Annotated in this window: 20 protein-coding genes; 7 read left to right on the top strand and 13 right to left on the bottom strand. The window is 49.3% G+C overall.

The features are described 5' to 3' along the window. The first annotated feature begins 264 nt into the window (after positions 1-264). The 4 genes from H6750_02065 (at position 265) to H6750_02050 (ending at position 3945) form a co-directional block, all read left to right on the top strand. A complete protein-coding gene (locus H6750_02065) occupies positions 265-939 on the top strand; it encodes a hypothetical protein (protein MCB9773097.1) in 675 nt (224 codons plus the stop codon). 422 nt (positions 940-1361) lie between these two features. Further along, a complete protein-coding gene (locus H6750_02060) occupies positions 1362-2030 on the top strand; it encodes a hypothetical protein (GenBank protein ID MCB9773096.1) in 669 nt (222 codons plus the stop codon). A 131-nt stretch (positions 2031-2161) separates the two neighbouring features. Then, positions 2162-2647: a response regulator gene (locus tag H6750_02055; GenBank protein ID MCB9773095.1), complete on the top strand. Its 486-nt coding sequence runs from the start codon at positions 2162-2164 to the stop codon at positions 2645-2647. A 446-nt stretch (positions 2648-3093) separates the two neighbouring features. Next, positions 3094-3945, top strand: coding sequence for a hypothetical protein (locus H6750_02050; protein MCB9773094.1), 852 nt, complete (start codon positions 3094-3096; stop codon positions 3943-3945). Positions 3946-4168: 223 nt separating this feature from the next. On the opposite strand, the gene H6750_02045 is transcribed toward H6750_02050, so the two are convergent. The 3 genes from H6750_02045 to H6750_02035 all read right to left on the bottom strand — a co-directional run bounded on the left by H6750_02045 (position 4169) and on the right by H6750_02035 (position 6163). Beyond that, the gene (locus H6750_02045) at positions 4169-4744 is read right to left on the bottom strand and encodes a Slp family lipoprotein (protein MCB9773093.1); all 576 of its coding nucleotides are present in this window, start codon (positions 4742-4744) and stop codon (positions 4169-4171) included. A gap of 464 nt (positions 4745-5208) precedes the next feature. Further along, positions 5209-5532: a hypothetical protein gene (locus tag H6750_02040; GenBank protein MCB9773092.1), complete on the bottom strand. Its 324-nt coding sequence runs from the start codon at positions 5530-5532 to the stop codon at positions 5209-5211. A 25-nt stretch (positions 5533-5557) separates the two neighbouring features. Beyond that, positions 5558-6163: a cytochrome c gene (locus H6750_02035; GenBank protein ID MCB9773091.1), complete on the bottom strand. Its 606-nt coding sequence runs from the start codon at positions 6161-6163 to the stop codon at positions 5558-5560. 257 nt (positions 6164-6420) lie between these two features. Here H6750_02035 and H6750_02030 point away from each other — a divergent pair, with 257 nt between their 5' ends. Further along, positions 6421-7941 (top strand): AAA family ATPase, encoded by a 1521-nt coding sequence (locus tag H6750_02030; protein MCB9773090.1) that lies wholly within the window; start codon positions 6421-6423, stop codon positions 7939-7941. Positions 7942-8201: 260 nt separating this feature from the next. On the opposite strand, the gene H6750_02025 is transcribed toward H6750_02030, so the two are convergent. The 3 genes from H6750_02025 to H6750_02015 all read right to left on the bottom strand — a co-directional run bounded on the left by H6750_02025 (position 8202) and on the right by H6750_02015 (position 10701). Next, positions 8202-8777, bottom strand: a complete 576-nt coding sequence (locus H6750_02025; GenBank protein MCB9773089.1) for a pilus assembly protein — start codon at positions 8775-8777, stop codon at positions 8202-8204. Further along, entirely contained in the window at positions 8774-9307 is a 534-nt protein-coding gene (locus tag H6750_02020) for a pilus assembly protein (GenBank protein MCB9773088.1), read from the bottom strand. Before H6750_02020 ends, H6750_02025 begins: the two co-directional genes overlap by 4 nt. A gap of 74 nt (positions 9308-9381) precedes the next feature. Further along, positions 9382-10701: a VWA domain-containing protein gene (locus H6750_02015; protein MCB9773087.1), complete on the bottom strand. Its 1320-nt coding sequence runs from the start codon at positions 10699-10701 to the stop codon at positions 9382-9384. Between the two features lie 404 nt (positions 10702-11105). Between H6750_02015 and H6750_02010 the strand changes: the two genes are divergently transcribed. Beyond that, positions 11106-12152 carry an IS5 family transposase gene (locus H6750_02010; GenBank protein ID MCB9773086.1) on the top strand — a complete coding sequence of 349 codons (1047 nt, stop codon included), beginning with the start codon at positions 11106-11108 and terminating at the stop codon, positions 12150-12152. Between the two features lie 291 nt (positions 12153-12443). Here the strand turns inward: H6750_02010 and H6750_02005 are convergent, their stop codons facing one another. Next, a complete protein-coding gene (locus tag H6750_02005; GenBank protein MCB9773085.1) occupies positions 12444-13520 on the bottom strand; it encodes a tetratricopeptide repeat protein in 1077 nt (358 codons plus the stop codon). 290 nt (positions 13521-13810) lie between these two features. Further along, positions 13811-14308 carry a hypothetical protein gene (locus H6750_02000; GenBank protein ID MCB9773084.1) on the bottom strand — a complete coding sequence of 166 codons (498 nt, stop codon included), beginning with the start codon at positions 14306-14308 and terminating at the stop codon, positions 13811-13813. Positions 14309-14933: 625 nt separating this feature from the next. On the opposite strand from H6750_02000, the gene H6750_01995 reads away from it, so the two are divergent. Beyond that, positions 14934-15287, top strand: coding sequence for a metal-binding protein SmbP (locus H6750_01995; GenBank protein ID MCB9773083.1), 354 nt, complete (start codon positions 14934-14936; stop codon positions 15285-15287). A gap of 164 nt (positions 15288-15451) precedes the next feature. Here H6750_01995 and H6750_01990 read toward each other — a convergent pair whose 3' ends face one another. The 5 genes from H6750_01990 to H6750_01970 all read right to left on the bottom strand — a co-directional run bounded on the left by H6750_01990 (position 15452) and on the right by H6750_01970 (position 21730). Then, positions 15452-17452, bottom strand: coding sequence for a TonB-dependent receptor (locus H6750_01990; GenBank protein ID MCB9773082.1), 2001 nt, complete (start codon positions 17450-17452; stop codon positions 15452-15454). Positions 17453-17949: 497 nt separating this feature from the next. After that, the gene (locus tag H6750_01985; GenBank protein ID MCB9773081.1) at positions 17950-18342 is read right to left on the bottom strand and encodes a hypothetical protein; all 393 of its coding nucleotides are present in this window, start codon (positions 18340-18342) and stop codon (positions 17950-17952) included. Then, positions 18335-18499: a hypothetical protein gene (locus H6750_01980; protein ID MCB9773080.1), complete on the bottom strand. Its 165-nt coding sequence runs from the start codon at positions 18497-18499 to the stop codon at positions 18335-18337. Before H6750_01980 ends, H6750_01985 begins: the two co-directional genes overlap by 8 nt. Before the next feature lie 321 nt (positions 18500-18820). Further along, positions 18821-20095 (bottom strand): exo-alpha-sialidase, encoded by a 1275-nt coding sequence (locus H6750_01975; GenBank protein MCB9773079.1) that lies wholly within the window; start codon positions 20093-20095, stop codon positions 18821-18823. Between the two features lie 747 nt (positions 20096-20842). Then, positions 20843-21730 carry a Vitamin K epoxide reductase gene (locus H6750_01970; protein ID MCB9773078.1) on the bottom strand — a complete coding sequence of 296 codons (888 nt, stop codon included), beginning with the start codon at positions 21728-21730 and terminating at the stop codon, positions 20843-20845. Between the last annotated feature and the right edge of the window lie 89 nt (positions 21731-21819).

Raw genomic sequence — 21819 nt, 5'->3', positions numbered from 1 at the left:
TCTGCAATGACAGAAAATTCTTCGAATTGGTAAGGCTCGGGACCATCAGAGCCAATAAAAACATAGTGCCTGACCTCATGGAATTTAAGTGTTCTCCTTGCCAGGCCGAAAAGGAGAAGACAGCTTTCACGGGGGATGGCGATGGGTGGATGTCGAGCATCATCAATTCACGGGGGTTTTTCAGATTCCTTATCTGCTAGGCGTGGTACTCAACGGGGTCTTTTTTCGACATCATGGTTTTTCCTCATAGGTAGCCTCCTCTCGGTGTTCCTGACCTGGGGGGGTCCTTCCGCCGGCCAGGCTGCTTCAGAATCGAGTCCACCAATCAAACATGTCCGAACCGTGATTCCCATTCTTGGGACCACGATGAATGCGCAATCCGAACAGGTTGGCATTGTTGCGGAAATTCAATTGGAATTTCTTCAGCGCCGGGATCACAAAGGTTTGGATCTTCAATTTCTGTCCAGGCCAGGAAAGTTTTCACCGTATGCCCAACAATCGGTCAAAGATGCTTTAGTTCTGGTGGTTGAAGCCGCGGGGCTGAATCCTGATTCCTGGACGGTCAAGTTTATTTTGCCCTATCCGGGAGTCACGTTGTACGGGGAAAGTTTATCGGCCATGGCGGCTCTGAATGTCGTTGCTCTTGCTAAAAATGAGCCCGTGGACGAGGAGACGGTTTTGACGGGCACCGTCACGGCAGATGGACATGTAGGAACTGTGGGAGGAGTCCCGTTAAAGATTTTAGCAGCATATGAACAACGGTATCGACGGGTGCTCATTCCGGAGGAACCGGACGTGGCGGATGATGATTGGGAAACCCCGTTTCTGATGGAAGTGACACCGGTGGGATCCATCAAACATGCCTATCTCGCGTTAACCCATCGGCCTCTTCGAAGCCATCTGAACGACCAGTCCTTCGCTGCCAGCCTAGCCCACTAACCTCCCTCCAACTGAAAATTCCCTCTAGGGACTGGTAAATATTGTAAAAATCTTGGCGTTTCATTCGCTTCTGAGTCTCAGGGGCTCACCAGAGAAAGATAGTGGAGTGTTCAAAAATGGCCGTTCCAGCAAGGCCCCAGCCGCTAGGGCGAGTGGATCGTACGGAAGAGTATGTGAGCACGGCCTAGGGGCGAGAACGCCGCTGACGGCATTTTTCAACACTCCCCTCCGGTGTATGTGATCCCTGTGAGGGAGGAGAGCTATATTCCTCTTGTGTGATGGGTGAATGGGTTTTGCCGTCCGCTTGCTTGTTTGGTTCGAATATTTCTATGGTAGAAGAAAGGGCAGGGGACACCTTCTGTGTTGGGGCTTTCTCTTTTCAGGGTTACGTGTTGAAGGGAATGTCGATGGAGTAATCTTCTATGATCAGACCATGTTTTGCAGTTGATATTGATAATGTCTTAGGCCGCGCGGAGCCTGAAGTACAGCGTTTATTCCAGGAATTGACGGGAAGGTTATGGCCTGTGGGTCTGTATGGCAGTGCCGGTGGATTAGATGCCAGCCAATTAGATCCTGAGCTCCTTGAAGAGATTTTCTCCCGGTTTCATCAGGAGTCTATCCCACGGTTGCCTCTGTTTCCTGGGGCAAAACAGGCCTTGACTGTTATTCATCGTCGCTATCGGATTATCATCGTGACGGCGAGGCGTCCGCATTCACGACCTCAGACTCTTCGTTGGTTAGAAAGGCATGGTCTTCCTTTTGATGCGCTTTATCACACTGAGGAGAAAACCGAAATCCCAGAAACGATAACAGCCGCCATTGACGATCATCCTCACCATATACAGGCCTATCGTTCCCTCGATAGACAAGTCTTTGTCATGGATCAACCCTGGAACCGTGCAATTCCTCATGCCGATGTTATTCGGGTGAATGGTTGGGATGCTCTGGTGCAGTGGCTCCACGTCCGACATCTTCCTAGTTGGCCCAAACATTTTCAGGAGTCTCCTCCCTTTCGACAGTTGTTCTCAGTTCATCGGAATGTTTCCTCTTTGACTGCGGCCGGTGTTTCGACCGGATTCGCACAGCCGTAAGCCTGCGAGGCTTGGGCCCAGGAAAGTTTCTAAAGCACATTGCCGATAAAGGTGAGAGGTTATTTGCTATTGAGAAGCAGTATGACCCCGCACAGATTTTGATCTCCTGTTTCCCTAATTTCAGAAAACTGATGATGACGCTGCCTATTCATACGGTTCTGCTTGTTGATGATAATCCCGACGATTGTGAGATTATCAAAGAGGCATGGGACGAGATCCCGGTGGGACAGGAATTACGGTGTGTGAATGATGGCACGGAATTGCTTGATTATTTGTATTGTCGTGGTCCATTTTTGAGGAGAGAATGCGCGCCACGTCCCAGCGTGATTCTCCTGGATTTGAATTTGCCTCACATGACCGGAGGGGAGGTTCTCACCGAAATCAAGAAGGACCCATCTTTGGCATCCATACCCATTGTGGTGTTGACCACCTCAAAAGCCCCAAGGGACATCTGTCATACCGCCGGGATGGGGGTGAATGGATACATACAAAAACCCAATTCTTATACCGGGTATCTTCGGATGTTTAACAATTTGAGAAAGCATTGGGCGGAAATTATTGCACAGCCATTGACTGGGAGTGGCGGGGGTTCCTCTGCCAATATTGCCTGGTGTTAACTGTCTGTGTCGTGGGGTATTTGTCAGTCTTTCAGTCAAAGTTTAATGCCTGTTCTTTCTTCTCTCTTCGTCCCATGTGGCTGCTCCTGTTCTCGATAGGTTTTTCACCTCTGGTATAGCTTGGGTAGGCGAAATGACTTGAACCGAATGCTCAATTCAATCTCTTCAAAGCTGCACGTTTTCTACTTTATTCCGTAACATGCATTCTTCTCTTCCAATGGTCCTGCTTTTCAATAATTCGCATCCTAGCCGGGATCGTGAAGGCTCGCTCTGGTCTGATAAGCGGTTTCAGCTACATCTCCCTCAAGTTCTCTTCTTAACAACCGACACTATCCTATATTGACGAGCGAGTCGTGATAACGGGAGATCCACCTGTGTATTCATCCTTTCAGGGATCCTCTGATCATTCCTTGCGATTGAAAACCTGGGGAACAATGGGAAACGCTATGAAAACACATTCTATTTTGACGGGCGCAGTTATCATGATGGGAACAACACTGTTGACCACAAGTTTTGCCTATGAAGCCTCAGAATATTTAGTGTTGACCCGTCACCGGGATTCCAATGGTCAGTTGCTGGCGGGACCAACCCACCATCAATCGCCACCTTCCGTGATTCAAAAAACGGTCGTTCCCGCCCAACCTCAGACGTTGGAACGGCGGAGTACGGAGTGGGGAATGAATGCCCAGGAAGTCAAGCTGAATGAACCGGTGCAACCAATTTGGGAACTCCAATCTCCGGTATTGGAGTCCTACGAGCAGCGGGTAGGATATCGTCGTCAAATCGAAGGAATTGACGCGTCGTTAACCTACACGTTTTATGAAGACCAACTTGCTCAGGCAAATTATTTATTTGAACCCAACCATGATGATGCGGCAGACTATGTGAAAGATTTTCATACGTTGCAAAATTGGATAACCCAGTCCTATGGTATGCCGACATCAGTTCAGGAAATCTGGCTAGATTCCTTGTACCAATATGATCAAAGTCTCTGGGGACAAGCCCTGCTTCGTGGCCATCTAAAGATGGTGGCGGAATGGCGGAACGATACCACGAATATTACGCTCCTGTTAGACGGAGGAGAGGATACGATAGGGTTAATGGCTGATTTCGATAGCGTGGCAGTCATCGCTCCCGCTTCAATGGAAGCCAAGGTCGTGGAGGAAATTCCTCCTATGGAAGAGACCACAAGTGAAAAAAACTCTGTCAGCGAAGACCCTTTAGTGGAAGTCCCGTCAGGGGAAGAGATGCCAACTGAAGCCACATCCCAGGACAATCAACCGGACACAAAGTTGTAAATTCGCTGCTCGTTTTTCAACTAAGTTGTGATACCCGAGTATTGTGGGAGGAGGCCATGCCTCCTCCTTTTTTTATTCTAATATTTATAAATGGTGAATCGGGTTGCCGTGGCATAGTGGAGTTCTTGGACGGTTCCAATCTTTCAAAATGATGGGGTGCTTGAAAACCTGGGCCTCTTTGGAAAATCAGTGGAGAGAGAGGCTGAGGGTTGGAGAGAGGGTCTTACCAGTATCCAAAAGGATAATAGGGATAAAACCGGCCATATCCCCCCCAGTACGGAAACCCGTAGGGATAGAACAAGGGTTGAGGATAAGGGCCATAACGGGCGTAATCAGGCGGATAGGTTGGCCATATTTTGAAATGTTTAATGATGAGAGTGGGATAGGTATATATGGTTTCATCGAGACTCCGTTGGACGGAGCCGGACAGTTCTCCGGTCAGGGTGATTCGGCTTCCAGGAGGGACTGTGGCGGGATCTAGAAATTGTTTCTGCTCCGCAATAAATCGTCCTTGGGATTGTGTAAGTTCGGTTGTGGGTTCCTGATCATTGATGAGGGGTAATTGAAGGATCGTGAGTTGGGTTGTATCTTTTAATCGTTTTGCCGACAGGACCTGTCCTCCAAGTATGATCAGTTTTCCCTTGAAGCTGGCAGGATCCTCTTTGATGCGTGGGAACACCAATTGTGGGTCGATTTGTTCGGCCAGATCTGGAGGAAGGGTGCTACTGTAGGGGGTAGAGCATCCGGTGCCAGAAAGCAGGGTAAGGAATACAAGAAAAACCAGTTTCTCCTTCATCATCTTTTTACAGCATATTCCTCTACCATAAAGAGATGCAAATATACCAGATTCATCTGATGATTCTGTTGACCCACGAGTCTTCTTTGGTAACCGGACTGGTGCCATTTCTCCCGTATGAGATCTCAGACCGGCTTCCATTCAGGTGAGTATCCACTTCGGCCCATTTGCTCAATCTCGGCTCCCTGTTCTGCTTGTTTTTGGGGCTGTTCGTCAAAGAGTTCTGATGCATGGCTATAAATCTGTGATTCAGTCATGGGCATGAAGTTGTTATGGGTATTTAAAGGCAGGGAAATTGATTAAAATCCTGGGGGGATCGAAAAGGCAATTATCTTCAAAAGATGTTGAGGATATAGAAAGGATTAAGTTTTTGTTCATTCCGTCAGGGTGGGAGCATAAATTTGCCTTCGCCTAAAAAAGCGATTGACTTGTATTTCTCATTCTTGGTCATGATTTGTATTTAGCAATCAAGGTTTCTTTTTGGGTGTGGAAAACGTGATTTCGGTCGCAACCCAGTCTCGGTTTTCAGGGACGCCCTTTTTTGAAACCTCGGCCACCAGTCGGTCCCCAACCTGCGGCCGCGCATTCTCGACATGAATGCCATTTTGTTGAAATATAATTTGGGGATGAAAGGCGAGAGTTAGGGATTCCCCTTTTGGAGTTGTGACCACCACATGGTCATTTCCCAATTCGGTGACGGTTCCCATCACATGAGAGGCATCGCCATGGGCCCAGACGGGGGCGGCCAGAAACATGGAGCACAAAATGGCCAGAATGCTGAAATATTTCATGATGGTGACTCCTTGGATGATAAAATCAATGATGATGCTCTTGGGGAGAGATATCTTCTCCTGATAAAAATCGATCAAGGGCTTCTTGTTGCTCCCGTTCTTCCCGGGTAAGAGGATTATATTGTTTCATCTCCGTGATTTCTTCAGGAGTGATGTTGGGGAAATGTCGAATAAGTAGTACTAATTTCCAACTGTCGAGATCCTCTTCCGGCAGACCTTTCCCCCAAGCCGGCATTCCTGTAAATCGAATGCCGTAATGGATGATATAAAACAATTCTCCATCAGCCATAGCTTGAATCGCAGGGTCCCTGAGGTCAGGGACAGGAGGATAGAAATTCGGACCCATATGGGTTTTCCCGCTTCCATCATTGGCGTGGCAGGTGGCGCAGTGATCGGCAAAATGATGTCGAGCTTGTGCAAGATTATCAGGAGAAAAAGGGACGGGGTTTGACATTTTGAGAAAGTGGCTGGGAGTTGCCAGATGGCGAATGAACCTGGCAGCTTTCACTTCCCACTCAGGCGGCGTGCCTTTGGCGGAGAACGTCCCCGGTAAGAACCAGAGGGCAGCCAAGGTGGACCCGACCAACAGGAGAAGAATGATAATAAAAAAGATTTTGATTCGTCTCAACATAATTGGTCAGTTATTCCTAGTGTACCTGTTCGGGGATTTTCTTCACAAGTCAAATGAACGTTCATCATCAGTGGATGCTTTTTCCTGGTTGGGGAAAGACGTGAAATTGGGTAGTATGGGCAAGTGCATTCAGTGGTTTTGATCCGAATGGATGTAATGTTATCTCCTCTCATGTGGCCGATAACCCTCATTCAATGGCTATGACTTCTTCTCAGCTAGTGGTATCGCTACAGAATCCGAAATGTTATTCACACCCTGTGAGTCAGATTACAGTGGTGGAAACGCATATTTCATGGGTGTTGCTAACCGGTCGGTATGTTTACAAAATTAAAAAGCCGGTGTTGTTTTCGTTTGTCGATTTTTCGACTCTTGAAAAACGGAGATGGTTTTGTGAAGAAGAGGTTCGTCTCAACAGACGGTTAGCCTCACAGCTCTATCTGGGAGTGGTCTCCATCACCGGGTCTCCATCAGATCCTCGGATGGATGGCGACGGAAGCCCTTTTGAATGGGCCGTCAAAATGAAACAATTTCCTCCCGATCAGGAGTTTTACCATCTCCTTGAGACGGGTAACCTGAATGAATCTTTGATCGGTCAACTAGCCATAGATATTGGCACATTCCATGGCCGGATTGAATCTGCAGGAGACCCCCTTTCCTATGGAGAGCCGGATAGGGTACGGGGACCTATAGCAGAGTGCTTTGAGGATATTCCTATTGCAGCCCTTCCTGCGCGGATTCAATTCTGTATGAAGGATCTCGAGGAATGGACAATCCAGGAATGGAAGCGATTAAGGCCAACACTCAAAGAACGTAAATCTTCAGGGCAGGTTCGAGAGTGTCATGGTGACCTTCATTTGGGAAATATTGCCCTATTTGAGGGCCGAATCTGTGTGTTTGATGCTTTGGAGTTTAAACCAGGATTGCGTTGGATTGATGTCATCAGTGAAGTCGCGTTTTTGGTCATGGATTTAGAGAGCAAAAACCGAATGGACTTGGCCTATTGGTTTTTAAACTGTTATCTGGAAGTGACTGGTGACTATGCTGGAATGAGTGTGTTCCGGCTGTATGAGGTGTATCGGGCACTCGTTCGAGCTAAAGTGGCTGGCTTGCGTCTGGCTCAGGTCGAAACAGGAGGCCCGGTACAGGAGGATATCCTTAAAGAAATAATCCGATACGTGGAGTTGGCCCATCGATTGATGATGCCTGCTCCTCCCATGTTGATGCTGATGCATGGAGTATCGGGGACTGGGAAGACGACGGTCTCCACTGAATTGGTGAAAGCCTTGGGTGCCCTGCGGATACGGTCTGATGTGGAACGGAAACGGATTCATGCCGAACAATGTAAAATCGTCGTTGATCATACAACCTCAAAGAGCTTGTACGGGTCAGACATGACTCGTGTGACCTATGTGCGGTTAAGGGATCTTGCAAATACCATCTTGCAGGCGGGCTATTCCGTCATTGTGGATGCTACATTCCTTGAGGGGGCCCAAAGACAATCATTCATCCGACTTGCTCAGGAACGGCACGTGGATGTTGTCATATTTGACGTTTGGGCGCCGGACGAGGTGTTGGTGGATCGAATAGCAAGTCGGGCCAAGCAACAGACTGACGCCTCTGACGCAACGGTTGGAGTCATGGAGGAGCAAAAAACCAAAGAAGAGCCCTTAAACAGGCTCGAACATGGCAAGACTATTCGCGTGGATTCGACCAATTTGCAGGTGGTCAGATCTACGATTAAGAGTCTTATTGAACAACGAAGAAATAGGGCAAATTAACCCCAACATTGTGAAGCGAACCCATTTTTAATGCTTGTCCTTGCCAGGGGTTCTCAGGCTGTAAACCATTTAGGGGGTGTTTGGCTGGCTTGTGCAGGGTCGCATATCGTTTAATCTTTAAAAACTTCTTAAAGATCTGAACGGTAATATTTCATTACTGACCTGGGTTTTACGCATTCCCATTTCAGAGGCGAAAGGTATGAGGAAGGACCGAGAAGGGTGCGTCAGAATGTTCCTGAATAAACTTCTGACGGGATAGATTAAAAAATTGCCCGGCTAAACAAGGTCACGCTATCTCCCAGATTGCCCGCCCATCCAAATTGAGCTGCTAGTGCCCCGACAGGGGTCATTGGATCATGTTCATAATAGACTTTTACCACGGTAAATTGTTGAACTGTTGCACCGGTACCGGGCACATACACCAAATAGTCATAAAGATTTTGGGGTAAATCACAATTCGGAAGGGCCGGAGGCGTAACCCCGGCTCCATTAAAGCCCCCTTGCTCAACGATCGTACAGGTTGGGTTATTGTTCGCGACGGTCCCAGCGGTGATTTGGGCTAGGTAGATATGATATTTGGATGGATGATTTTTAAAATCCAGGGCATTGTCGGTGGAGCCGAGAAGGTCCATCATGTTCTGGTTGGTCGTCAAGTTTCGCGAGGCTAAGCTTGCCCCCTCTCTGGCAAGCTGTGTGAGGGCATTGCGTTCATTAATGATGCTTCCGTATTCGACGATGCCAAATGCAACGAAGAGGAAAATCATGAGGGAAAAGGCGAGTTCGATGGAAGCGGTTCCCCGTTCATTCCGCCCTGTCTGTAACAATGATGCCATCATGAGCCGCCTCCTAAGATGAAATTTTCATTGCGATAGGTTCCCTCGGACGAAATGACAATGGTATCACCTGGTCCAAATAAACCACCGATCAATTGTGTGAAAAATTGATGGGTGAAATTTACTCTGACCCGCATAAAAGCTCCAGCAGCGCCGGCACTTGCCGTTCCAACCACAGCCGGATCATCGGGATCGGTCCAATCGGCATCAACGGGGAAAATGAAAATGTTTGACGGGTCGATATCCATGACTGCTGAGGCACTTTGCTGAATTGCCTGTTTAATTGAGTCCTCCCGGGATAAGGCATTCCCATTGCCATCGACTGAAGTCGCACCAACGGTTCCAATACGAATGCCCTCTCGTACTGCAGACGTGAGAGTATTCTGGTGCACAAAAAACCAACCCATTTCCGCTACGGCAAAGAGAGCGGTGAGAAACACCAGCATGGTCGCTCCCACTTCCACAGCCGAGATTCCCGATTCGGTCTGGCATGGAGACATCAGTTTCCGAAAAGACCTGATCAAGCTGTTCATTGGGGAACCCTCCTGCATGTGGACCCACTATCCCAGTCCGTGTTGTGTCTGCCATTGTGTGGCATCGTGGTTGCTTAACTAATAAGGACAAGTTTAAGGATATTGGCAATTTGTTGGAAAATCCCTTCCAGTTCTGATGAGTCAGGGGTGTAATAGACAAATTTCGGCCCACTGGAGAGAGCACTCAAGAAGTTTTGGTCTATATTCCCCAAGCCGATGGTATAAATTTCAATTCCGTTGTTTTTGATGGCCTGTGCATTGTCTATGGCCATTTGACGAACCAGGTAGTTCACATAGTCTCCCAAGGGGGTAGGATTGGTCATAGCACAGTGTTCAGTATTCATCCCGTAAGTTGGGCCGAAGCTATTCAATCCATATGTGCTATCTTGAAAAATGTACCATTTGACCGAGTAATACCATACGTTATTTATCTTTTGCGGAGAACAAGATGTTCCTGTTTTTTTCCCATCCCCGGTCAAATTGATTCTAAATGAACTGTCGTAGGATGCCTGTGGATTAGGATATCCCATATAGGAATACACACTGGCATAGCCTCCGTCCAAAGCCGCCACTCCATCAAAAGTCACCCCTTCATGTTTAAACTGGCCTCGGAAGGCTGATGGATTTCCATCGGAGAAAAAAATGACAACTTGTTTGGTGCGCTCATTCGCAGGAATACCGGATTGATCGGACCACGGAAGGGTCAAGGCTTGAGCTAACGCATCTTCGGCATTGGTTCCCCCACCGGCACTCAATCCGTTAATGGCTGAAGTCATAGGGGAGACGTATCCGTGGTCCATAGGAAATGGTTTTTGGACGCCTGTGGCAAAGGTCAATAATGCGAATCTATTGTCAGATTCCTGATCGGTGAAATTTTGTACAAAGCTATTGGCTCCATCTTTCAGATCGCTGATGGGGCTGCCTCCCATTGATCCCGACACGTCAAGAACTAAGGCGATTTCCGCGTTACGGAGTTTGGCGGATCCGTCTGCTGCGATTGCAGTCGTACCATGGCTTCCCTCAACGACTCTTGAGAGTGAATTGATGGAATTCGTGGCGCCTTGCACAGTAATTTTCCCGTTTCCGTCGTCGGAAACTAAGAACGTTGGTGTGTCCGTCCCTAACAGTCCTGGAGGAAAGTTGGCTTGAGCCACTTGTTGGACAAACCCGTGGAGGTCCGTAATGTTGGGATTGTTCACATTCTTGGCACCAGCAAAGGCGGCCCCATCGATCGCTTTACTCATTTCTCCCTGGATGGCATACCACCGTCCAACTTCAATCCCCAGGGCTGCAAACCCAAACAGAGCCACGACAGTGATACCTGTAATCAGGATGTAGGCACCCTGTTGATTGCATAACGGATTCTGTAATCCTTTGATTGATTCGCGTCCCATTTTCCATGTCTCCCTGGATAAAAGGATCAATAACCTCCCAAACCTCACACCAATTTCCCATTTTTCACTGATTCAACGCGGAGGTTCTTTGGTAGGAGAATATCGACTGAATCTTGAAAAACTTGCCGATTGGAAATACTGCACAAATGGCTAGGTTTTCACCTTTTGTGGCTATTTGTGCTTGAAAAAGAGTACTTTTCGAAAATTCCAAACAGGTCATTTTGAAAAAAAACTTTGTTTCCTGCCCCTTGTTTAAGGCCAATTGTGGTCATCTGATTTCAGGAGATGAATTAGATATATGGTTTGAAAAGATGAGATGGTTGTGAATGAACTTTGGGCATCTCTAAAAACTGCTGACAATTTTGTGAGATTCTGGCATAAGTCTGGTCCAAGGAGGATCGCACATGGATACATCGGACCAACTTGGTTTCTTTGATTTAACTCACCGCTACGATGCGCTTACGGCGAAGGGCGATCCCTTAGAACACCTCGCCCAACAGATCCCCTGGGCTGGCTTTGGCAAGATGCTGGAGAAAAGTCTTCGTCGGTCAAAGCGGACCAAGGGAGGCCGACCACCGTTTGATGCGATTCTGATGTTTAAAATCCTCGTGCTGCAAGCCCTCTATAACTTATCCGATGACCAAACGGAATACCAGATTCGCGATCGGCTCTCCTTCATGCGCTTCTTGGGCCTCGACCTGCATCAGCGGATTCCCGATGCGAAGACCATCTGGCTATTCCGGGAGACGTTGGCGCAGGCCGGCGTCGTGGAGAAGCTCTTCAAGCAATTTGACACCTATCTGGCGGCCCCGGGGGTACAAGCCCGCGGGGGCCAACTCATTGATGCCTCGCTGGTCCCGGTGCCCAAGCAACGGAATACGCGGGAGGAAAACGCGACCGTGCAGGCCGGGGAGTGCCCGGCAGAGTGGGAGGCGCAGCCTGCGAAGCGACGGCAGAAAGATACGGATGCCCGCTGGACGAAAAAGCATGGGGTCAGTCACTTTGGCTATAAGAATCATGTGAACGTGGATAAGACGCATAAACTGATTCGACGGTATACCGTGACCGATGCCGCCGTGCATGACAGTCAAGTCCTGGAGGACGTGTTGCAGAGCAAGGCCGCCGGACGGGACGTGTGGGGCGATGCGGCCTATCGGTCGGACGAGATCGAAGCGCAACTCAAGAAGCGGAAGCTGCGGTCCAAGATGCAGTACAAAGGCTATCGAGCCAGCCCCTTGACGCCCGCTCAACAGCATACGAATCAGCGTCGGAGCCGGATCCGCGCCCGCGTTGAACATATCTTCGGCCACCAGGCGATGGCGATGGGCGGCACACTGATTCGAACGATTGGCCAGATCCGGGCCCACGCGAAGATCGGGCTGAAGAAGCTCGCCTACAACTTCCAGCGATTTCTGGTGCTCACGACCGTCAGTCGAGAGCAAACGGTGTAACCATGGGGTGGGGAACGATCATGACGCAAAGAAAGCTCAATCAGGAGGCCCGCTCTTTTCTCATGGTCCTTCCCGATGGCATGCCTAGCCCAGTGACAGCGGAGCAAACACGCTACCTCGACTGTTTTTAGAAGTGCCCCTTTGAGAATTTGTAAGGGTTTACGAGCGAAGCCCATGAGCCTAAGGAGGTAGAATACGGGATGACGAAGATAATGGAGTGGATCGCAAGTGGTTCGGCAGGAGAGGTCTTGAAGAAGAATGCGGGAAATTTCTTGAGCGAATGGGAATGATCTATTGCTCAAGTTGGTTAAGCAATTGTTGGATTCGAGTGTCCGTTCCGCCAAGGTCTAGGTATTTCCGGTAGTGGATTCGTGCTTGAAGAAGATCCTTTTTGTGGAATTCGTAAAAGGCGCCAAGATTAAAATGGCCCTCAAGGGAATTCGGTTGCAAGGCGATTCCTGCGAGATATGCTTGTTCTGCCTCCACGAACTGATGGTTTCCTGCGAAAAGGACCCCAAGGTTGAGAAAGGCCTCGGCATCCTGGGGCTTGAGTTCACTGACGCGTCGGAAATGCTCAATGGCTTTTGACGGGTTTCCTTGTTGCTGGTAAAGAAATCCAAGATTGTAGTGGGCTTCCGGCTGTTCCGGATTAATTTGAATCACTTGTTGGTAAGCATCTAAGGCCTGTGAGGGTTGATTCTGCCGCTCCGCAATCCGGCCAAGCAATAACCATCCGTCTGTCTGGTGTGGGTGGTGTTCTGTCAATTGGGTAAGGAGGGCCTGTGCCTGGTCGTAATCCTGAGCTTGCATGAACTGAATAGCCAGATGATACAGCGCTTCTTCCTGGTACGGTTGTTGAGTGAGAACTGTCTGGTATTCCTGAATAGCCTGATTTGTGAGTGCCTGCTTATCCAGGAGTTTTGCCAGTGTGAGCCGAGCCTCCCAAAACCGTGGATAGACACCGAGGGCCTGCTGAAGGGCTTTTTGAGCTTCTTCCATATCGTTTTGCTGAATGAAGAGCAATGCCAAGTCATATTGGGCTTGAGCTAAATTCGGATTAAGGCGGATAGCCTCTTGAATGGCGGAAATCGCCTGTCCAGGCTGTTGGGTGAGTTGAAACTTCATCAAACCATACAAATGATGGGCTTCGGGAAAACCAGGAAATTCCTGGATGGCCTGTTCAAGTAAGGATTGGGCGGTCTTGAAATTCTGATTCTCAATGGCTGCAAGGGCGTCACGATAAAAATTTCCAGCCTGGTGCCCGGACGCTGGCAAGGGCCAGAGAAATAAAAGGCATAGGAAGATGCTCTGCCACGGTATGCTGTGCGAGTGAGTGAGAGGGATAATGCCATGACTCGAATTCAGCATGAGGATCTTCTTTCAGTCGAAGGGTTTTCAATCGGGCAGATTCAGAAAAACTAAGATTGAAAATTGTATCGTATTGCCTGCGGATTTGCCAGAATGTGAATCAGGGGATGGAAAACGAAAGCCACGCAGCCAAGGGTATTGCCCTTCTGACAAATAGGCTCGAACAGGAGAGATATCATCTCTTAATTATTAATGTGTGACCATCTTCTGTTGCTCACGCAGATAAGCCCTGCCTTCATGATGAAGGGCAGGGCTTATCTGCTGTATGGGTTGCCGGCCCTCACTGGGACTTATCGGATAACCAGTAATTGCCCGGAAAGGCCTCCCTTGTCTGCTGGATTGCCATAGATTAATAAATTGTTGGCCGTGATATAGGTCAAATCACTCGTCGGAATGCCGATATACTTTGTTTCTCCTGGTTTTAAAACCAGGGAGACATTTAAGGATGTTGGCCCCGCCATTGCCGAGTCAGCTGAAAGATGAAACGTATAGTCTGTGGTCAGTGTATTGGTCACTTGAAATAATACCGGTCGTCCGGCTCGTCCTCCGGTTCCCCCTGCAACAAGGCTAAGAATCGCTGTCGGCGGGTACCAGACATTTTTCCCGGCAATCTGCATCGCCGTAAATGCGAGATCTACATCAAGACGTTTAAAGGGTTGTCCTGTCACAGAGCCTGTTTCGAGATCACCGATTTCAACGCCACCCGATTGAAGCGCGAACACAGGTGATCCGGCACACAAGAGGCCGAACAAAAGAAACCCTGAAAGAATGACAGACCCACGCATCATAAATCCTCCTTTGGAAACCATATGGTGATAGAAAATCACGTCAGTAGATTCATGTATCGGTATGTATTTTATGCTTCCGTGTGCGGGTTTCAAGTTCCGTGAAGACCGGGATGAAAAGCGGAGGTAGGCGATACCAGGCTTCATCCCGATCGTTCTCCACAGAAGGAAGAAGGTTTTTCTAGGGGGTCAGGGTTCCCTATCGCACCTTCCATCCAAAAGAGCAACAGACTTTAACCTCCGTTCAAATTTTCTTGTGAGTCAGGTCGCAACAGAAGCACATAAAGAGCTGTCCGACTTGGGCGGAGTATAGGACTAGCCATAAAAATCGTCTACAGATGGTTGCTCATGCATGCAACACATTTTCTATTGCATTCTATGAAAATTCAGAAAATCTGATTGGGGTGGACAATGATACATACGCCGGAGCGACGCAGTTATGAATAAGGGGTCCTTGTGGCACAAAATTAAAATTAGCTTGCAGTTGACATTGTGTGTCGGGTAAAGAGTCATACATGTGGGTTGATGTACGTGGCATAGAGGATTATGACCAACATGGTGTTAAAAGATAGAATGGGCCAAATAGGCTGGTGAATGGTGGTAACCTATTAATTAAAGGAGGGAAGACATGAGCAGTACAGTCTCTACATTTATTCGAATTGTCGGTTATGTTGGAGTATTGGGCATTTTGGCGGTTCCGGCTGTCACACTGGCGGAGGCCGACAAGCATTTGCACGAAGCGATCGGACATGCCGGTGAGGCCAAAGCTCATGGAGAAATGGGACATGCCGGTGAAGCGACCAAGCATGCAAAGGAGGCCCTTTCGCATGCCGATGCGGCCAAGCAAGAAGGTGCCAATGCCCATGTCGATGAAGGCATTAGTCATCTCGGGGAAGCGGTGGACCATGGCAAACAGGGACACGGCGAGGTTGCGGGCGAGCATAGTCAGGAAGCTTTGAAGCATCTCCAACAGGGCCATTAAATTTTTCTCAATTTCAGAGATAAAAAGACGGGTCATATCCAGTGATCCGTCTTTTTTTTTAGCGAAAATTCAGGTGAAGCGTTGAGGTCGGCGATCGGCCAGGGGAGGGGGCACTCCAGCCTCCCTCACCCATGACTGACCATCCGGAGGCAACGGTGGAGTATCTAGAATACTCCGATTGTCACGCCTCCGTAGAAAGAGCGCCCATACCCGGCAAAAAACAGTTGCTTGTCGGCATCGGGTGTGGAGTCCGACACGACTTGACCGGACGCTGCGTAAGTCTTGTTCGCGATGTTGTTCACTTCGAAAAAGAACTTCGCAAAGCGAACCCAGTCATTGTTGAAGGTAAAGGTCTTGTGAAGATTGACGTTCAGGACCCAGTAGGAAGGAATTCCCACGGTATTGCCATTGTTCAGAAAGTAGCTGTTGTAATAATTGGACTCGACCCAGGCTCCCCAATCGTTCTTTGCATCATCATACATGATCTTCATGTTGAGGACATCCGAAGGAACGTTGGGGACGTCATTGCCGTCCTGTTTGACATCGGTGGCCACCCCATTCACCAGATACCGGTCCGTGAAATTGATGTACTTGGCATCAATGTGGGTGTAGGCACCGTGGAATTGCCAACCGGGTATCGGTCGCCAATCCGCAGAGACCTCGACACCCCGATATTCGGAAGAGTCGGCATTGGTGGAGGCCGTGTTCGTACCTGAAATGTTTTGCGAAATAATTTCATCGCGAAAGAAGATCCAGAAGCCCACAAGTTGGACATTGAAGGTATTATGAAGCTGGGCTTCGTGACCAAATTCCACGTTCACATTTTTTTGGGGCTTCAAGTCAAAATTGGAGCCGGGAAGACCTGTGAGGGGGTTTCGGGTTAAATTGCTGAATTGCGGGATGCCATATCCGGTGGAACCCCTGATCCAATGCCGATAGCCTGCTCTGGGTTTCCACGTCAGTGACATTTCAGGAGCCCAGTTATAGTAGGTTTTGGTGGTGCTGGGACGGCTGGAGACCTGCCCATTGGTATAATTAATTGTCTGGATGCTTACGATTGACTGTTCAAATCCCAGCCCGGCGGCGAGGGTCCAGTTCGGTAAAAATGTCAGCTCTTCGCGGAACCGTCCCCCGATATTTCGAATGGTTCCCCGGTTATTCTGGATCAATGTGCCTCGTGTCCCCTGGCCGTTATTTAAATTTTGGAAGGTCTGACCCTCCTGTTCCATGTTATTGACAAAAAACCCGAGATAGCTGTTCAGCGGCATGCCTGAGATGTGGCCGGTATGGCGCAAATCGGTATAATGTTTCCAATTGGTATTCACATTATCGAAGATTTGATTGAAATACTGGTTGATATCCTTGACGTCATAATCCCCTTCTGTCGTCAAGATGAGGTTGGGTGTCAACTGCCGTTCATACATTAATCCGATAATAGTACGGCGGTCGAGGCGAGATTGATCCCTTGCTTTCGTTCCAGTTCCGGCCTGACGATCGTTTGCATTAAATTGGCTCTTGGTCAGCCGGGTCGGCACCTTCGTGTCCAGCCAGTTGGTGATGGCTTTGACGTAAAGACTCTGTTTTTCGTCAATGGTAAAGCGGAAATTCAAATTCAACGTTTGGGTGTTATATCCACTATGATCGATATACCCGTTTTCAGCGGCGTTACTGGCAAATAACGATACATCAAGATTCTTCCAGTGTTGGCCGAACGCGCCCGCCTGTTTGTTATATCCGTATGATCCTCCGGCAAAAAACCCCTCGACTCCATTGATGTCACTTCCCCGCCGGGTTTTAAAATGCACCATCCCGCCGAGGGCATAATTATCATACAGCGAGGAAGCCGCTCCTCGAATCACTTCGGTCGATCGCATAAACCACGGGTCCTGGATATCGAGTCGTGACAATCCGTCCGACTGCGTTTGCTGAAAGCCATCTTCATAGACTTTGATATCCCGGATGGCGAAGGCCGTTTTAATTCCGGATCCTCGAATGGAAATACTGAAGTCCCTGGGTCCATTAGCCTGGCGGAGTACCACGCCGGGAAGAGATTCCATGGATTCTTTCATCGTTCGGGTCGGTTGGGATTCGGTTTCCGATTGAGGGGTGGAGGATAGTGTCAGGCCTTCGGGACGTTTTAAAATCCGGGTGCTGACAATACTCATCTCTTCGAGTGTCACCACTTCCTCCTCCTGGAGGGTCGCCTGTTTCTGGCGTTGTTCATCGGTTTGTTGGGAAGCAGGTATGTGATGTAATTCCCTAAGTTGTTTCCTGATTTCTTCTAGCCTGCTGTTGACGTGATCGAGTTCTCCCTCCAGCTCCTGTTGTTGCTGAAGAAGGGATTCTTGGCTCACCTGAGAAGTGTCGATTGATGCAGCGAACGTTGGGGATGAGACGCTAAGAATTTGGGAAAGGCTCAAGAGGACTATGCAAAAACGCCATGACCAATTCCACTGACAGACTGAAAGAAACTGTTTCACAAGATACTCTCCTTACAAAAAAATAAATAGAACATGCATGAGCCAACCGGCTATGCATGCGGCCAGCAACTAAAAATTAGGCTTCCTGAAGGAATTTGCGGGTGAGACCCAGGTTCGGATTCATGAGTATGGGGAAGGAGGCGTGAATCTCCCGCAACTCACAACGGAGCCTTGAAAATCATTTAGAAAAAACGGGACAAGAAGATGCGTGGAGGAGCTCTGGCAGATTTATTCGGAAGAGAAGGGCGTACGCCAGGTTGGGCATAGACAGAAAGGACGGCGCCCACTTCCTGTGATGGCGAATGCCATGATGGAGAGGTGATGAGTGACGTTGACGAAAGTTTTCCGATGTGGCAGGCCCAGTTGCAAAGCATCCCATGAAGAGGTTTCGTATTGCTGTGATGGGATTGCTGCGATTCGTGAGAGAGGTCCTGCACGGACATGCACACCGTGGAAGCCAGGAGCATGGCGAGAAACAGGCTTGAGGTCAGGAGGGCAATCGGTTGAAGGCGTTGGCGCATGGACTTCGGGTTGAAGAGGTGTTTGATGAACGGGAGGGATTCAGGGCTATCCAACTCCCTTGGTCATAGGATTCATTGGTTCAGCTTGGCTGTGGGTATCTACGATCACAGTTGTGGCGCGATTTCTGGCCATTCGCGTTTGAGAGCGTTCATCCTGTTCATCCAGGAGGAGATCGAAATGTAAGCCGAGTTGCTGCCAAAATGATTCCATTTTTCCTGGGCGAATGTCGGTGGTGACTGCCAGAATGGCTCATTGATTTGGAGAGCGCTTCTGACTAAGACGTTCCAAAGACGGCATTTCTTCTTTAAAAGGTCAACATCAGGTGGCCAAAAATTCAAGATGGGAACTCGTCCTTCCCATTCATTCGGATGGATTTTTGCGCCCTGCAAGGTGCTGAGCTGGAAAGGCGGGAGGGATTGACCGGTATTGAATTGACTAAGAAGGGTGGGGGGGATGAAGGATTTCCCAAAGCCACGGCAATACCCACGATTCTTGAAGCGAGCAGAGAAGGCCCGATCATAAATTTTGGTGTCATTGAGCTGTTCGAGAGATGGGAAAAGAAAAATGCTGGACCACCGTACTCCATCCCGGGAACGCCACCTGCTCCGACCAGGCAATGACGGCTTGCCCTTGATCATTTAAGGCCACAGCCGGACTTTTGGCTTTTTTCTCATTCACCTTTTTCGGGGGACTGAAGGTCTGTCCTCGGTCGAGGGAATAGGTGAACACGACTTCCCTCCGCACTGGAGACTGCTCCTCCCAGGATACGAGTAGATGACCTTCTCGATTCACCGCCAGTTGAGGATGATCCGGAAACGTTCCTTTGGACATGTTCAACACACGCCGAGGCGTGAAGGTTTTTCCCTGATCATCGGAATAGGCTAGATACACACCCGGAGTATCATCAGGGCCCTCCGTATACCAGGTGACATAGAGGCGCCCTTGCTGATCGACTCCCATGGTGGCGGGACGATGGGGACATCCCTCATAGACCCATTGATCATTGCCCACGATGACCGGTGCAGAAAACGATTTCCCGTTATCGGTGGAACGGGACACCACCGTTTCCCTGACCGCACCGGCTAAGACCTTACGCCAGGCCAGGTAGACGGTGCCATCAGAGGCAGTAGTCATATGGGTCCGGCAACAGACACAACTGGATTCGTCAATTTTCAGGTTTGGTGAAAGGGTTTTGCCCTGGTCTTGGGAGAAGACCGTGTAGGTGGCCGGATCTTTCTTTCCTTCCCGGGCATCAAGCCAGGCGATATGGACGGAACCATTCGGGCTGACGGTCAAATGGTCAAAGGAATGGCCGGTGACTACGTCGTCATCGTTGACTCGAACAGGAGGAAGAAAGGTGTTCCCCCCATCAAGTGACCGGCTCAGGAGGAGAAGATTGGTGAATAATTTACCGCCGGCATCGGGGTGAGGTGTTGTCCAGGTGATGTATACATCGTTGTTGCGGCCTAACGCCAGGGCCGGTGGTTCGTGGAGGGATGTGGCCGGAGGACTGGATGGATTGACTCTGATGGGTTCTGGATACTGTTCCTGTCGAGGTGGAACCTTAAGATAATAGACTCCGCGATCTTCCTGCTTTTCGCCCCCCCAGGCGAGGTGAAGGGTCCCGTCTTTATCCAGTTGGGCGGCTGGGCCGGTGGTTTGCATGCCTTGATGGTCGATGATGTGTTTCGTCCCCGCCTGAACCATCGAAACAGATGGGTCTGCCCCGAGGACTCCCGATATATCACCTCCAAGGCCCATAGAGAGGACTAGAGAAACGGCTCCAAAAAGTACCAATCTTATCATGGGTGCCTCCACGGATATTCGAATGTTGGAAGAAGAATAACGTTCATAATCTCTCAATGTGAGAGTATGTATTTTTACCAGAAGGGTGAAAGCCTACGCTACTTTAAGGATGTGGAATGTGTGTCAGCGCCGCACCGGATGCATGTCGATACTACAGTTAATTTGTTAAATAAAATAATTCGAGCCACTCAACCAACGTTTCCGGAAAAATCACGAATTGATGAACTTCAGACTTATCTCTCAAGCCCAAGCCAATGGGGTAGTAGAGGAACCCGGCGAATGAGCAGTTTTTCAAAAGGCAGTATGGATGCCAGGAAAAATGATTGTTCAAGAGGTCGAGCATCATGGAGAGCAAAAAAGAATATCAAATTATGCATTTTGGAATAAAAAGTCAGGGTGAAGGCCAAGGAGGTTGCAAGTCCAAATGCCTTCACCCTGAGATGGAGCGGGGTGGGTCTGGGAGGAATCACGCCGCTCCGATTGATGCTGAAAGAGCGCAATGAATTTTTAGAAACAACAACAGATATACACGACTTGCGACTTCTGAGCTACGGATGTGTGCCGATGCTTGCTACATTGAGGCGGTTTAATGGCCGTATGCTTGGAAATCATGGTTGAATGACTTCCCTGCATGGTGCAGTTTTTAACCCTCTACCGGAGTTCTGGAATGAGTGGAAGCAGGAAGGGAACGAAAAAGAGAAACCAAGTGGTTTCTGAGTTTCTGAAAATAGTGGATGGACTTTCTACTTACTCCTGCCAATCGAATCCGGAGGCTCGTGCCAATTCTTGCGGGGTCTTGAGGCCGGTTAACCGGCGTTCACCGATAATCCACGTGGGATAGCTTTTAATGTCAGCCTTGACGCAGGGAGCGGTGAGAGCGCTTCCTCGTCCCCCAGAACTACATTCCACGTAAGGAAGCCGTTTGGCGGACGAAAGAAATTCGGCTTTTTGTTCCTGGCAGCGTGGGCACCAATAAGCACCGTAAAACTTGGCCCCGCTTTCATTGAGATGAATGGCTAAGGCTTGAAGTTGGGGATCCTCCGGGCCGGCAGCTGCATCGAACACCCCGCTATAATGCAAATGAAGTCCGCCGACGATGACAAGGCCGATCACGGCTGCCTCTTTCAGTGATTTCGTCCAATCGGGAGGCCGTCGAGCGAGAGCGAGAGCAAGAATTGTCGTGATGATGGCAAATGAAGTCAGGCACCATGGACATGTGGCTTCGATCTCCACGACCGAGACGATGGTCAAGTAGGCGCTGACGGCGAATCCGCTCATCGCCACGTAAATCAATACCGTTCCGCTACCGGATTTGCCACGGCCGGACCAGCCCAGCCCCGCAATCACCACATAGGTCACGAAGCCCCACAAGGCCATGGGGATACCCAGAAAGGTGGCCCATCGGCTGCTCTGCACAATGTCGCAGCCCGAGCCTTCGCTGCAAAATGCCGGGTGAACCTCGAACGAGGCGGTATAGGTCAGGTAAGCGGTTAACAATAGTCCGGCACCGGCCAGAATAATGATGAAGAGTTCAAGGAAGGTCTTCGATCCTGAGAACATGGAAGACGGAGGATTCGATGTCTTTCTTGTTGTTTCAGAGCCGACTGATTGTGTCTGTCGTTTGGATTTTGCCATTGCGTGCCTTTTGAACGAGTGTATCATGGGCTTCTTGCCATTGAAATCCCGACAATCTATCAAATACTCCTGACCCTAGCGGAGACTTT

It is taken from the genome of Nitrospiraceae bacterium (assembly GCA_020632595.1).
Lineage (GTDB): Bacteria > Nitrospirota > Nitrospiria > Nitrospirales > UBA8639 > Nitrospira_E.
This window is presented reverse-complemented; position numbering and strand designations above follow the sequence as displayed.